The following is a 14,390-nucleotide window of genomic DNA, read 5'->3' as shown; positions in this document are numbered from 1 at the left end:
CAGGCATTTTTATCATTAATTTTGTAGTGTGTAATTTTTACACTAACTATAGTTGTTTTTTATGAAAAAGAGCCTGCTTACATTAACGCTTGGGGGACTAGGGATCGGAATTACAGAATTTGTGATGATGGGTCTGCTTCCGGATATAGCAAAAGATTTATCAATCACTATCCCGCAAGCGGGTCACCTGATTTCCGCCTATGCGCTCGGTGTAGTGATTGGCGCACCATTGCTTGTTGCAATTGCAGGAAGCTATCCTCCAAAAAAAATCCTGATTGTATTGATGATGATGTTTACAGGTTTCAATGCACTATCTGCATTTGCTCCTGATTATACCACGATGTTTGTCGCGCGTTTACTTGCCGGATTACCTCACGGCGCCTTTTTTGGGGTTGGTTCAGTTGTGGCCAGTCGTATTGCCGACAAAGGAAAGGAAGCACAAGCCGTTTCATTGATGTTTGCCGGACTTACCATTGCTAATGTGATTGGGGTGCCACTGGGGACTTTTATTGGTCACAACTATTCATGGCGCTATACATTTGTAATCATTGTCATTGTGGGATTAGTTACTTTGTTAAGTCTAAAAGCCTGGATGCCTTCATTACCAGCTACTAAAAACAGGAACTTAAAAGAGGAGCTTAGCTTTTTTAAACTACCGGAGGCCTGGCTGATTATTTTAATGATAGCAATTGGGACAGGTGGATTATTTTCATGGTACAGTTATATTGCTCCATTGCTAACTGATGTTTCCGGTTTCTCTCCAGACAGCATTACTTATATTTTGGTATTGGCTGGATTGGGTATGTTGGTCGGAAATTTCATAGGTGGAAGATTAGCGGATAAATTTTCTCCTGCCAAGGCTTCAGTATCATTGTTGGTGATCATGGCGATAACTTTGTTTGTCGTTCACTACGTTTCTGGTAATCAAATTGTCTCTTTAGTGATGACTTTCATTACCGGAGCCGTTGCATTTGCGTTGGCGGCTCCTATACAGATGCTAATGATCAATACAGCAAAGGGGTCAGAAATGCTTGCAGCATCAGTAAGCCAGGCGAGTTTTAACATTGGAAATGCATTGGGTGCATTTTTAGGAGGATTGCCTTTGGCAGCGGGTTACGATTATACTTCACCTGTCTGGGTCGGGTCTGCAATGGCATTAACAGGTGCAGCTTTTGCGTGGATGCTGATCTCAAAAAATAAGAGAAATGCTCAGTTGAGTTACGTTTTGAAGAATTAAACATCTAATCCTTATCAATAATAAAAGGTCTGTAACCGGTAACCGTTGATAAAAACAGTTATCATGTGTATCTTCAAAAAAACTAGCAGATAAAATGAAGGTATCCGGACTTAACTACACAATACTTTTACTTTTATTGATCTTCCTTCCTGGCAGAACTGAGGCTGAGCCTTTGGTAAATAAGTATGAGGCAGATATTATCATTTATGGCGGCACGTCCGCTGCTGTGATTGCTGCTGTACAAGCTTCAAAGATGGGTAAGAAAGTAATAATGGTTTCTCCAGATATTCATTTGGGTGGATTGTCGGCAGGTGGACTAGGGTTTACCGACACTGGGGATAAAGGAGTAATAGGTGGTCTTGCCAGAGAATTTTATCATCGGGTATTCCTTCATTATGAGCAGGACACTTCATGGAAATGGCAGAAAAAGGTTGACTATGGGAATAAAGGACAGGGTACACCAGCTATAGACGGTAAAGATCGCACGATGTGGATCTTCGAACCTCATGTAGCTGAAAAAATCATGAATGACTTTATCCATGAATACAATATCATAGTTTACCATAATGAATGGCTGGATAGGGCAAAGGGTGTAAAAATGAAGTCTGGAAAGATCACTTCTATACGCACTTTGAGTGGAAAATTATTTACGGGAAAAGTCTTTATTGATGCAACCTATGAAGGTGATCTTATGGCGGCAGCTAAAGTGAGTTATCATGTAGGTAGGGAACCAACGGCGCTGTATGATGAGATCTGGAATGGAATACAGACTGATGTTTTCCAGCACAGACACCATTTTGCGACTAAAATTGATCCTTATGTCATTCCCGGGAATAAGAGTAGCGGTTTATTGAAGGGTATTTCATCTGCTTATCCTGGCAAAAAAGGAGATGGAGATGATAAAGTACAAGCTTATTGTTTCAGGATGTGCTTATCAGATAATCCTGATAATCGTGTTGTTTTTCCAAAGCCCGACAACTACAATCCTGAGAATTATGAACTGTTGGTACGTATTTTTAATAGCGGCTGGAGGGAGTTGTTCGATAAGTTTGATCCTATTCCGAATCGTAAGACGGACACCAATAACCATGGGCCATTCAGTACTGATTATATAGGAATGAACTATGAGTATCCTGAAGCCAGCTATGAGAAAAGAAAGGAAATCATCAAACAGCATGAAGATTATCAAAAAGGACTGATGTACTTTATCGCAAATGATCCTAGAATACCGAATGAACTGCAGAAGAAGATAAATAATTGGGGACTGGCCAGAGATGAATTTAAAGATAATGGCAACTGGCCACACCAGATTTATGTTCGCGAAGCAAGGAGAATGGTCAGTGATTATGTAATGTCTGAAAATGAGGTTCTGGGTAAAAGGGAGGTTCGACGTCCAATTGGAATGGGATCCTACGCATTGGATTCACATAATACCCAGCGTTATGTAACAGAAGATGGTTTTGTACAGAATGAAGGCGATATAGGCGTAAAAGCACCCATTCCCTATGGCATATCTTACGATGCCATTATACCTAAACGTAAGGAATGCACGAATTTGCTCGTGCCTGTATGTCTTTCCATATCGCACATTGCCTATGGTTCGGTACGTATGGAACCAGTATTTATGATTTTGGGAGAATCAGCGGCTACGGCTGCCTCGCTGGCAATAGATCATCATATTGATGTTCAAAATGTACCCTATGCTGAGCTTGAAAAATTGTTGCTGAGACAAAAACAACAGCTGGTAAATCATAAATAGGCAAAATTTAAATTAGAAACAATTATCTTTGCCGCTCATAAAAATGATCAAATGAAGGCAGCGCTGGAGAGCATTCAAATTGCAATAGAGCCCCTTAGGCAGGAAATTATCAATCATAAAGTTTATTCAGTAATTAACGATCTTGGGGACCTTAGAATATTCATGGAACACCATGTTTATGCGGTATGGGACTTCATGTCGCTCCTAAAATCCCTTCAAATTAACCTTACCTGCACTACATTACCGTGGTTTCCCGTAGGCTCAGGAAATACAAGGTCTTTGATCAACGAGATCGTAGCGGGGGAAGAATCAGATATTGATGCCAATGGTATCAAGAAAAGTCATTTTGAAATGTACCTGGAAGCGATGGAACAATGTGGGGCAGATACCACTGAAATCTATAGTTTTATAGCAGCATTAAAGGAGTCAAATGATTTTGACAGTGCTTATCGTGTTGCCGGGACTCCTGCTGCCGCACAAAGTTTTGTGAATTTTACTTTTGAAACCATTTATAGTAATGAGGCTCATCTTCAGGCCAGCACATTTACATTTGGAAGGGAAGACCTGATTCCAAATATGTTCCTGACCATTGTCAATGATTTAAACCAGAAATTCCCGAATCAGATATCACTATTTAAATATTACCTGGACAGGCACATAGAGGTGGATGGAGATCATCACAGTCACCTCGCACTAGCAATGACTGCAGAGCTTTATGGTGAGAATGAGCTACATTGGAAAGCTGCAGAACAAGCTACCGTAGCATCGTTAAAGAAGCGTATAGAACTTTGGGACGGGGCTTATCAAAAAATAATAACGAATCAACTGGTTAAAGCTTGATCAGTTTAAAGAATTTAGGTACATCGTTATCATTACTTGAATAATAGATCAGTTTTTTATCAGGTCCGAATAAATACAATGACGGGTATTGTTTGGGGTGGAATAGGGGTATAAACACGTGATCTTTATCTTGTAAAATAGTCACATTCTTCATGCTCAGCAAAGATTTTCCATAATTCGTCATGAAGTAATCAATAGAACGCTGCTCGTCCTGCGTCACCAAAACCAGGTTGATATCAGTGAACTCTTTGTTTCTTTTAGACATTGCGGCAGCTGTTTTCTGGCAATGGCCGCAAGTAGCATCAAAGAACATCAACAAAGTTTTTTTTCCTTTTGCGATCTGATCCGTTGAAAATGTTCCACCAGCTTTTTTATAAAAAACTGCCTTTGGCATTTCAGTTCCGGGAGTGAGCTCCTGACTGTAGGCAAATGATGAAAAACCAGCAATGAAAAGGGCTGCAAGGAATAGTTTCATAAGTATAAAATATTAAACACCGCTAATATCAGCTTCTTTCAGTTTAGTTGTGTCATTTTAATATAATTGATAGAATGAAATTCTGCATTCGGTATCCCTATTATGCGTGTTCGGTTTGCATGAGTAGGGTCACAATGGCAACGCAATTGGGATAAAACTCCTACACAAGCTTTTCACAAGCTGTAGCCCATGCAACCCTTGACCAACCCCTAAGAAGGGCTTGAAGAGTGGTTTAGAAGATACGAGCACATGCCAAAAGCATAGTGAAAAGAGCCCGGATCTGGTGGATATAATAATCTCTTTCAGGAAATACTGCAGATTTTTTTGCATGTTATAATTTTATATTTATCTTTAACTAAGTTTTTAGTAGATTATTCTAGCCAAATATAAATCATGAAAAAAATAACGCTCTTATTATTTTTTCTTTTGCTTTCCTGCGTGCTGTTCGCGCAAAAGAATGGTGTCCTCACAGGTTCGCTTGTCGACAGTGCCAATCACAAAGTTACCCTCGATTATGCGACGATATCGGTGTTTAAAGTAGGAGATACCGTACTTACTACTTATAAACTTTCAGATGATAAAGGTGTATTTGTGATCAATGGTCTGCAGACTGGTATAAAATATAGATTGGTCATTAATGCATGGCAATATCATATCCTGCGTAAGGAAATCATGCTGGAAGCCTCATCTCCTAAAGCCGATTTGGGAAAATTGATCTTGTCTGAGAAGACAAATAACTTACAGGAAATTGTAATAAAGGGAGAACGGCCACCTATCATCGTTCGCAAAGACACCATAGAATTTAATGCAGAGTCTTTTAAAACCTTGCCGAGTGCAGTGGTAGAAGACCTGTTGAAAAAATTACCCGGTGTGAGTCTCGATGACGATGGAAACATTCGGGTAAATGGGAAATCTGTAAGTAAGATCCTGGTAGATGGAAAAGAGTTTTTTGGAGGGGACCAGCAAATCGCGACAAAGAACCTGCCTGCTAATATTATTGACAAAGTACAGGTCATGGATGATCAGGAAGCTAAGCGTGCCGATCCGGATCTGGTTGCGGCCGATGTTCCTCAGGTCATTAACCTGAAACTGAAAAGAGCGATTAAACAAGGGATGTTTGGTAAATTGTATGGAGGAGGTGGTTCAGGAGAACTGTTTGAAACAGGGGGAATTCTCAATATTTTTAGAGACACAGCGCAGGTCAGTGTTTTGGGTTATGGAAATAATATAAACAAACCTGGATTTAGTATGTCTGATATACAAAGGATAGGAGGCTTTTCCAGAGGTGGTTCTAGTTCTATAATGGTAAGTTCCAGCGGAGGCTTTAGTCTGGATAATGTTTCGTTCGGTGGACTTGGCTCTGGAGTACAGACCTCAGCAGGAGGCGGTGCCAATTTTAATACAGTTACAAAAAAAGGTGTTAAAATAAATGCCAGGTATTTTTACGGGCAGACCAGCGATTTAATCACAAGAGAAACCAATGAAGATCAGAAACTAGGTCAGGGAAGTTTGATTACCAGAAATAGTTCAATCCAGGATAATAGGAATTATATCCATACCATTAGCGGAAAAATAGACTTTAAAATAGATAGCCTTACCAGCATGTTTATCAGCCCCTCAATAACCTTGGGTACAAAAAAAGGTAATGGTTTAGATCTCAAGAATAGCTATCGTGGCAGTGATAACAAGATCAATGATGCTGAAAATAATACCCTTTCCAATGGGAGTAACACAGATTACTCTGTCTCTGCTAACCTTTACAAGAGTTTTAAAAAGAGAGGAAGGTCATTTAATTCAACTTTAAATATCAGTAAAAGAGACAATGGAAATGACAATTTTAACACTTCAGTAGTCAATTTTTACGACGACGGTACAAGTAGAAAAGTTGATCAGTTGAGGGGAAATGAAGTCCGGAATTTTGGAATATCACTTTCCGCGAATTATAGTGAACCGATCAATAAAGTGCTGTCCTTGTCATTTGTAGCGCGATCTAATTATCTTGAGAATGAAAATGCTCTGGCTACCTTTTATAAAAATCCACTGAATCAGTCATTTGATGTAGCAGTGCCCTCGCTTTCAGAGACGGTAAGGCAAACTGGGGTTAAAAATAACCTGACATCCTCGCTAAAGTTGAGACTGAATAAAGACCTGGATATTAATCCGGGCGTTGTATTGAATACAATAACGCTGAGAAACAGGTTTATCAAATACGAGAATTTCAATCAGAATTATACTTTTTTCGCTCCGCAACTGTCTGTAAGGTACAAGATTCTGTCCATGCAATATACCCCTTCATTTTCAGAACCAAGCGTAAACTCTATACAGCCTGTAGCAAACAATACAGATCCGCTATTCATTCAGCAAGGGAACACTTCGCTGCAACCCGAAAAATCTCATAACCTTTATGTGAGTACGTTTAAGTATGACGTAAAGCAGGCAATGAATTACAATTTTAGTGTAAATGGAATTATGCGTGATAATTCTACTGTAATGTCCAGGCAGGTGAGTCCTGTAGGGGTGCAGACCAGCAAGCCGGTGAATGTAAATGGTATATGGTCACTTTCCATGTTTGGAAATTTAAGTAAGGATTATAAGAATGAAAAAAGACAGATTAATGTTGGTGTAGGTTTTGGTACCAGTTATCGCAAAAGTCTGGTAATCGTTAATGAAATCAAAAGTAACACCTATAATTTTTCTGTAGGACCAAGGGCAAATGTAAGGCTCAACCTGAATGACAAATTTGAATTTAGCCAGCGCTATTCTGTAGTAATGAGCAAAAGTATGTACGATGACGCCTTTTATACCGATTTGAAAACAACCTCTCAGACCAGTTCTTCAGAACTCGTAGTCAGGTTTCCAAAAGGAGTGGTGTGGGAAAGTAATTATAATATACAGTTCAACAATCAAAAAGTAGCTGGTTTCAACAACCGTTTGCAGATGTGGAATGCAGGTGTGTACTTTCTGTTCCTAAAGAACGATCGCTTACAGCTTAAGTTTTCGGTGAATGATATTCTTAATTCCAATGTTGGGCGCAGTGTCTACATTTCTGAGAATTCAATAAGAGACACACAGACCAATAACCTGGGGCGATATGGACTGATGACTATGACCTATAACATTCAGAATTTCGGAGGAAAAGTGGGCGGCAAAAGCAGTTTCTTCGGTTTTTAATGCAACAAAAAGAGGATATAGCAGCGTCTACAGGTGTTTTTGAAAACTTTTATTTAAGTTTGTTTAAATACAAATGAACAGATTATAAATGGAAGTTAAAGATTTGGAGCCTAAGGCACTTTGGCAGAATTTTGCAGGCCTGAATGCGGTACCACGTGCGTCAAAAAAAGAAGCGAAAGTAATTCAGTTTATGGTTGATTTCGGCAATAGCCTGGGATTAGAGACCATAAAAGATCAGATCGGAAATGTAGTGATCAAAAAGCCTGCAACAGCCGGAATGGAAAACAGGAAAACTGTAATTATGCAATCGCATCTGGATATGGTGCATCAAAAGAATGGCGACAGCACTTTTAACTTCGAAACCCATGGGATAGACATGTATGTGGATAATGACTGGGTGAAAGCAAGAGGTACGACCCTGGGAGCTGATAACGGCATAGGTGTAGCTACCATTATGAGTATTTTGGCGGCTTCAGATATTCCGCACCCAGCTATAGAAGCATTATTTACTATTGATGAAGAGACAGGAATGACCGGTGCAAAACAGCTTGATCCGGCTAACTTGTCCGGAACCATACTTCTAAATCTTGATACGGAGGAAGATCACGAACTGACTATTGGCTGTGCCGGTGGAATAGATACCAATACTATTTACAATTACAAACAAGTGCCTGTCGCTTCAGATGGTACTGCTTTTCAAGTGACCATTAAAGGTTTATTAGGAGGGCATTCGGGCATGGATATTCATAAAGGAAGAGCAAACGCGAATAAACTGATGAACCGTTTGTTGTTTAATGCGGTAAAAGATATCAATCTGCAGTTGAGTGCAATAGATGGAGGAAGCTTAAGGAATGCAATACCAAGAGAATCAAAGGCAGTAGTGGTAGTTCCGGATAATCAGCAGGAAGCATTTCTTTCTTTTGTACAAAACTTCGCTGGTGTAATTCAAGCAGAATATAATTCAATTGAACCTTCACTAAGCATTACTGCTGACAGAACCGAAATTCCTGCGCAAGTAGTTGAGCATTCCGATTTTGTAAAGATCATACATACCATCTACGCATTGCCGAATGGTGTTTTTAGGATGAGTCCGGATATTGAAGACCTGGTAGAAGCATCATCAAATCTTGCACGGATTATTGTGAAAGGCGGCGATTTTATCACACAATCCCTACAGCGCAGCAGTGTAGAAAGCAGTAAAACCGACGTGGCTTATGCCGTGGCCGCTGCATTTGAAGTCATGGGATGTAATGTTTCCAGAAGTGGTGATTATCCTGGCTGGAAACCCAATGCCGATTCAGATATATTGAGGCTAATGACCCGCATATATAAGGAAACTTTCTCTGAAGATGCAGATGTAAATGCTTGTCATGCCGGATTAGAATGTGGTATTTTAGGAGCACATCTGCCGGGTATGGATATGATTTCTTTCGGACCAACCATACATGGAGCACATTCGCCAGATGAAAAGGTAAAGATACCTTCAGTTCAAAAATTCTGGGGCTATTTACTTAAAGTACTCAGCCAGATTCCTGAAAAAACTAACTGATCAACAGATTCTTAATGAATATGAAAGGATATAAATATATCGTTCTTGCAATTGCGTTGTTTTCTCTCTATCAATGCCAGAGCTATAAGAGCGTAGTCCATTCCAACAGCATCACCGGGATGGCAAAAGGAATTGATTTTAGCAGTTCCCCCGTAGTCGCTGCCCATGAATCCATCAGTAAGATGAGGATCGAAGATGGATTTGATATTCAACTGGTAGCTGCTGAGCCATTGGTAAGCACACCTGTTGCCATGTCATTTGATGCCAGTGGTCGTATGTGGGTGGTAGAGATGAGCGGTTACATGCCTGATTCTATGGGGAGAGGTGAAGACAAACCAAACGGTAAGATTGTCATCCTTGAGGATAAAAATCATGATGGTGTTGCAGATACCCGCAAGGTATTTTTAGACTCGCTGGTACTGCCAAGGTCTATATGCCTGATTGAAGATGGGATACTGGTTGCGGAACCACCCAGGTTATGGTACTACAAAATAAAGAACGATAAACCTGCAGGGAGAACGCTGGTAGACGCAAAGTTTGCCGACGAGGGGAATGTAGAACACCAGCCAAACGGGCTCATGAGGGCGCTTGACAACTGGATTTACAATGCCAAAGACAGCAAGCGTTTCAGAAAACGAGGCGATAAATGGATTGTAGAACAAACGCATTTCCGTGGACAATGGGGAATTACGCAAGATGATTATGGCCGTTTATATTACAACGACAATTCGACCAACCTGATTGGGGATTTCTTCTCACCCGGATTTGGTTCGGGCAACAAGAATTTAAGGGGTGTAGCAGGATATAATGAGCGTTCAGTGGCTGATAACCGGGTTTATCCGATCAGACCTACCACAGGTATCAACAGAGGCTATGTACCCGGAATGCTGGACGATAGTCTGAGGCTTAAAGAATTTACGGCAGCCTGCGGGCCGGTGATTTACAGGGGGGACCTGTTTGGTGATGCCTACAAATGGAATGCTTTTGTAGCGGAACCGACCGGTAACCTGATCAAAAGGGATATCCTGACGCAAGATGGTTTTAAAATAAAAGGCAAGCAGGCTTATCAAAACAGGGAATTTCTTGCTAGTATAGATGAACGTTTCAGGCCTGTAAGCTTATATAATGGCCCGGACGGAGCTTTGTATGTGGTCGACATGTATCGGGGCATCATACAGCATAAAACCTATGTGACACCTTATTTAAGAAATGAATTTGCGAAAAGAAACCTTTCTGAACCTTTAGGTTGCGGCAGGATCTATAAGATCGTTCCTAAAAACAAGAAAACTAATCTTATTACCATTCCTAATGATCCTCAGCAGCAGGTGGCCTTGCTGGGCAATGCAAATGGTTTTGTAAGAGACCTGACACAACAGGTTATGGTGGATCAGAAGAATGGAAATGCCATACCTTATTTAAAAGCAGCCTTAAAAAACCACAATAACCCATTCCAGGTGATCCATGTGATGTGGACTTTAGAAGGTGTTAATGCATTGCAGACCAATGAAGTACTCGCCTTATTGAAAGATGCCAACTGGATTGTCAGGGCGCAGGCGTTGAGCGTATTGCCGTCTGTGGTCAATACTTCCAGTTACCAGTTCTATGCCGAAGCATTGCAGCAGCTGATCGCAAATGATGACCAGCTTGCGGCTCCATATATTGCATATGCAGCCAATTACATCAAGCCCTTCAATGAAAAATTAAGTGATGCTTTGCTGGTGTCCCTGGTGAAAAAGTATCCTAATGATAATTTTGTGATCGATGCTGTGGTGAGCACTTTGCCATACAAGGAAGAGGTATTTAAACAGTCGATTGCAAAAGAGCTACCCGATAGTAATCTGCGGATCAACAAGCAATTGCAACGTGCGATTAATAACTTCAAAAGCACACAAAAGAACAGAGATCCGGAACTTATTGCAAAGTTATACCCGAAAGGGGCTGCGTTATTCCTTTCCAGTTGTCAGACCTGTCATGCATCAGATGGCAATGGCATCAAATCACTGGCGCCACCTTTGAATAAATCAGAATGGGTAAATGGAGATAAAAGCAAACTGATCTCTATTGTGATGTTCGGATTAACAGGGCCTATAAAAGTGAACGGACATGTGTATGAATCGCCAGAGATCTCTGCTGATATGCCTGGAATAGGGCATAGTGAGGAAATCTCTGACGAGGATATAGCCCAAGTGCTTAACTTTATCCGCAACTCATGGCAAAATGATGCCAGCAAGATAGACGTCAAAGAAGTTGGCGCCATTCGTACGAAGTACAAAGGCCGCGAAAAAGCATTTACAGAAGAAGAACTGAATAAATAAAGCGCTATTTGTTGGTGATTACCTGTCCGCTAAAAGCCCTTTCAGTGTCGGTAGCGTTCAGTAGACCTCTAGCAATCACCGTATAGATGCCGCCTTTTTTAAGATCTATATCTTTAAGCTCGGCTTTCACTGCACTTGTCGCTTTATCCTTGATCTCAAAAGTATATAATTTGGCATCCACCTCTAAGAAAGTCCCTGCAGATTTATAGGCCTTATCGGTGGCAATGGCAGCACCGTCTTTTACGCTTAAATTAAGCGCGCTGGCATCAGGAGAAAGGTTGATGAACCTGATAAGAGCTTTATCTGTGCCCGGGACTTTGATGTCATCAGTAATTTGCAGATAATCTAACTTGTCGGCCTTGTCTATGACGAACAAGGAGTAAATCTTATCCTTTTCAAGGACTATCTTTTTGGTAAGCAGACTTTCCGTATTACTTTCTGTGGTTAGTTTTGCATTGTATTCACCAGGATTTACCTGAAGATAGGGGATTGTACCTCCAAAAGGTAAAGCGCCGGTATTTGCCTTACTTTGATTCAGGTAAAAATTGAAAGTGCTTAAAGTCGGCGAAGTATTCGTTACACTCAAATAAGATGTATTTACAGTAGTAACAGGATCCTTTTTGCAGGAATCGAATATTAATACTACCATGAGCATTCCTAAAATAATGGCTATTGCCAATAGTGATTTTAACAGCGGTTTAGCGGGTGAGTTGGTCATATGTGTTTTGTTTCTATTGTGGTTAGTGATTTAAAAAGAAAAGGGGCTGGATCCGTAGACCCAACCCCCATATCTAATTTAACGCTCTCAATAAACTAAACGATCCGACTCTTTATATCGCTACACCTGTAGCTCAAAAAAAATCAATCTTTTTTTAATAGCATGTCTGCCAAAGGTTTATCACGGTCATATATGTCTTTTCTGAAATTCAGCAGGTTGTTTCTGTCTGTAAACGCGGTAAAGTAGGCGATAAAAACAGGAACTTTTTCCTTTAATGTGATGTACTTTTCTTTTCCTGAGTTCATGGCTTCCTTTATTTTCTCTTCATCCCATCCCTTTGCATTTCTCAGCAGGAAGTTTGCAAGTTTAGCAGGTTCACCCACCCGTATACAACCATGGCTGAACGCCCTGGATGATTCATTAAATAATGTTTTTGAAGGCGTGTCGTGCAGGTAAATGTTGTAGCTGTTCGGAAAAAGGAACTTAACCTGGCCGAGCGAATTTTTTGGGCCCGGCTTCTGTCTGATGACCGGCAAGCCTCCTTCACGTCCGGTAATCTCCATTTGGTGATCCCTGAGGTAGTTTGGATTACGTCGCATGTCTGGCAGTACTTCGTTTTTAACGATGCTCGGAGGGACATTCCAAAAAGGGCTGAAAACTACATATTTCATATCCCCTGCAAAAATTACAGTCTTGTGAACAGACTGGCCTACCACCACATTACAGCTCCATAAAAGGCTGTCGGCATGATATACATGTAGTTTGAATTCAGGGATGTTGACTGCGAGGTAATCTGTGTGAACCTCTACTGGCAGCCAGCGGCTTCGTTCCATATTTACGAGCAACTGTCTGATCCTGGTGTTCAGAGGTACATTTAATTCATTTAGCGTACCCTTTCCGATCGCGCCATCAGCTACCAGGCCATGCCTTTCCTGGAATTGCTTCATTGCTTGGAGTAGCTCATCGTCATAAAGAATGTTTGTAGTGTCACCTTTGAAATCCTCTAATTTGAACAATCGTGTTTTAATCTGTGGGATCACAGGAGAGGAATCTCCGGGTTTATAAGATTTCTGGTCTGCAATGATGGCTGGCCATTTCTCTTTTTCTTCCAGGGCCTTGTATTTCAATAGAAAGCCCTTTAACAATTCGTATTGTCTGTAGACCGGGGCGACGCCAATCCCTGCAAATTTTCCGGGAGTTTTTACCAGGCTGTCCAGGTATTCTTCGTAAGAAAACTTTTTCCTGGGCAAGAACCACTGTGTTTTTTTACTGATTGCGGCATCCATACCTTGCCATGCAAGTTTGGCAAAAACAAAATATTGAGCAGTAAGCATCAGCTCCAGGTTGAGGTCGGGCTTTTTAGCTGATTTCAGGTAAAGCATGGAATCCAGCTGAGTAATGTAGGGAATAGGTTTCGTAATGCCTTCTTCCGGAAGGTTTTTCACCCTATCGGCAAGGTTACCGGCCTGTTCTATCAATCCGCTTTTGCTGTACCAGGCGTAGGCAAAATTTCTTCCCGAGTAGAATTTGGCTATTGACCCCTTGTATTCAGTGAGTTGAGGGTACTGCTCCAGAAACGAAGCGATCTGTAGTGTGTCAAAAAACAGCTCCTGTTTATCGTTGAAACTTCCGGGAATAGTTTTGTTCCAGTCTTTTATAGAACGCTTTTTGATAGCCTCTTTGCTGATCTTCTGTTCCTTTTGATCTTTTTGACGGCAACTTTGGAGGCAAACGGTTGTCGATAGGAACAAGATCAGCAGGAGCAGGTGCGATAATTTCTTCATATAATGGGTCGATATACCGTAAATATGTGAATAAAGTGTGTATAAAGCACAAATAAGTGTGCAAAAACTTGTTAAAAACTTGTGTATAAGTTTAATGAAATAAAACTTGCTTTTTATTGTAAAGGTCTGTATATTAGATCTATCAATTAGCACGTACTTTGACAGTCTGAAAGAAATTCCAAAAAGAACACTTAGCTCACGGGCAGAAAGATTCTGGCAATTTCAGGAACAGCACATGACGCTTAATATTCGAAGGAGACAGAGAATATATAGATTGATCTAAACTTACCAGTCCGCTGCAAAGCAATTGGTTTGGCTGAGTCCAGCAGACATTACAGATCATATAAAAGGTTTTACGAAACAATTTATAAAGAGGTAATTTTATCGGGGTTTGAAGTTCTTAGGAACTAAAAAACACAACGGAGGGTTAAAGGCACAAAAGCAATTGATAGTTATTTGCAGCTAAGGCTGTAAATGATTGGAAACGGAGAACTTGAATCGAAAGAAGAAAAGTCTCCGTTTTCTTTTTTATATGCATTTTT

At 40.7% G+C, this 14,390-nt stretch carries 9 protein-coding genes; 6 read left to right on the top strand and 3 right to left on the bottom strand.

Going from position 1 to position 14,390, the window contains the following annotated elements; all coding sequences use genetic code 11:
* The first annotated feature begins 61 nt into the window (after positions 1–61).
* The 3 genes from FA047_RS11275 (at position 62) to FA047_RS11265 (ending at position 3,836) form a co-directional block, all read left to right on the top strand.
* A complete protein-coding gene (locus FA047_RS11275; RefSeq protein ID WP_136836180.1) occupies positions 62–1,237 on the top strand; it encodes an MFS transporter in 1,176 nt (391 codons plus the stop codon).
* Positions 1,238–1,331: 94 nt separating this feature from the next.
* Positions 1,332–2,996, top strand: coding sequence for an FAD-dependent oxidoreductase (locus tag FA047_RS11270; protein ID WP_136836179.1), 1,665 nt, complete (start codon positions 1,332–1,334; stop codon positions 2,994–2,996).
* 51 nt (positions 2,997–3,047) lie between these two features.
* Positions 3,048–3,836 carry a DUF3050 domain-containing protein gene (locus tag FA047_RS11265; protein WP_136836178.1) on the top strand — a complete coding sequence of 263 codons (789 nt, stop codon included), beginning with the start codon at positions 3,048–3,050 and terminating at the stop codon, positions 3,834–3,836.
* Here the strand turns inward: FA047_RS11265 and FA047_RS11260 are convergent.
* Positions 3,826–4,311 carry a peroxiredoxin family protein gene (locus FA047_RS11260; RefSeq protein WP_136836177.1) on the bottom strand — a complete coding sequence of 162 codons (486 nt, stop codon included), beginning with the start codon at positions 4,309–4,311 and terminating at the stop codon, positions 3,826–3,828. The two genes, FA047_RS11265 and FA047_RS11260, sit on opposite strands and share 11 nt — an antisense overlap.
* 393 nt (positions 4,312–4,704) lie before the next feature.
* On the opposite strand from FA047_RS11260, the gene FA047_RS11255 reads away from it, so the two are divergent.
* The 3 genes from FA047_RS11255 to FA047_RS11245 all read left to right on the top strand — a co-directional run bounded on the left by FA047_RS11255 (position 4,705) and on the right by FA047_RS11245 (position 11,346).
* Positions 4,705–7,482 (top strand): outer membrane beta-barrel protein, encoded by a 2,778-nt coding sequence (locus FA047_RS11255; RefSeq protein WP_136836176.1) that lies wholly within the window; start codon positions 4,705–4,707, stop codon positions 7,480–7,482.
* A gap of 88 nt (positions 7,483–7,570) precedes the next feature.
* On the top strand, positions 7,571–9,031 hold the full coding sequence (locus tag FA047_RS11250; protein ID WP_136836175.1) for an aminoacyl-histidine dipeptidase: 1,461 nt from the start codon (positions 7,571–7,573) through the stop codon (positions 9,029–9,031).
* 20 nt (positions 9,032–9,051) lie between these two features.
* Positions 9,052–11,346, top strand: a complete 2,295-nt coding sequence (locus tag FA047_RS11245; RefSeq protein WP_136836174.1) for a DUF7133 domain-containing protein — start codon at positions 9,052–9,054, stop codon at positions 11,344–11,346.
* Positions 11,347–11,350: 4 nt separating this feature from the next.
* Here FA047_RS11245 and FA047_RS11240 read toward each other — a convergent pair whose 3' ends face one another.
* On the bottom strand, positions 11,351–12,064 hold the full coding sequence (locus tag FA047_RS11240) for a DUF4397 domain-containing protein (protein ID WP_136836173.1): 714 nt from the start codon (positions 12,062–12,064) through the stop codon (positions 11,351–11,353).
* A 143-nt stretch (positions 12,065–12,207) separates the two neighbouring features.
* Complete coding sequence (locus tag FA047_RS11235) at positions 12,208–13,848, bottom strand: L,D-transpeptidase family protein (RefSeq protein ID WP_136836172.1); 1,641 nt, start codon at positions 13,846–13,848, stop codon at positions 12,208–12,210.
* Positions 13,849–14,390: the final 542 nt, after the last annotated feature.

This window comes from Pedobacter frigoris, from assembly GCF_005116445.1.
GTDB lineage: Bacteria > Bacteroidota > Bacteroidia > Sphingobacteriales > Sphingobacteriaceae > Pedobacter > Pedobacter frigoris.
This window is presented reverse-complemented; position numbering and strand designations above follow the sequence as displayed.

Coding starts and splice junctions, on each gene's coding strand:
- FA047_RS11275 (WP_136836180.1), top strand. CDS start 62: ATGAAAAAGAGCCTGCTTACATTAACGCTTGGGGGACTAGGGATCGGA.
- FA047_RS11270 (WP_136836179.1), top strand. CDS start 1,332: ATGAAGGTATCCGGACTTAACTACACAATACTTTTACTTTTATTGATC.
- FA047_RS11265 (WP_136836178.1), top strand. CDS start 3,048: ATGAAGGCAGCGCTGGAGAGCATTCAAATTGCAATAGAGCCCCTTAGG.
- FA047_RS11260 (WP_136836177.1), bottom strand. CDS start 4,311: ATGAAACTATTCCTTGCAGCCCTTTTCATTGCTGGTTTTTCATCATTT.
- FA047_RS11255 (WP_136836176.1), top strand. CDS start 4,705: ATGAAAAAAATAACGCTCTTATTATTTTTTCTTTTGCTTTCCTGCGTG.
- FA047_RS11250 (WP_136836175.1), top strand. CDS start 7,571: ATGGAAGTTAAAGATTTGGAGCCTAAGGCACTTTGGCAGAATTTTGCA.
- FA047_RS11245 (WP_136836174.1), top strand. CDS start 9,052: ATGAAAGGATATAAATATATCGTTCTTGCAATTGCGTTGTTTTCTCTC.
- FA047_RS11240 (WP_136836173.1), bottom strand. CDS start 12,064: ATGACCAACTCACCCGCTAAACCGCTGTTAAAATCACTATTGGCAATA.
- FA047_RS11235 (WP_136836172.1), bottom strand. CDS start 13,848: ATGAAGAAATTATCGCACCTGCTCCTGCTGATCTTGTTCCTATCGACA.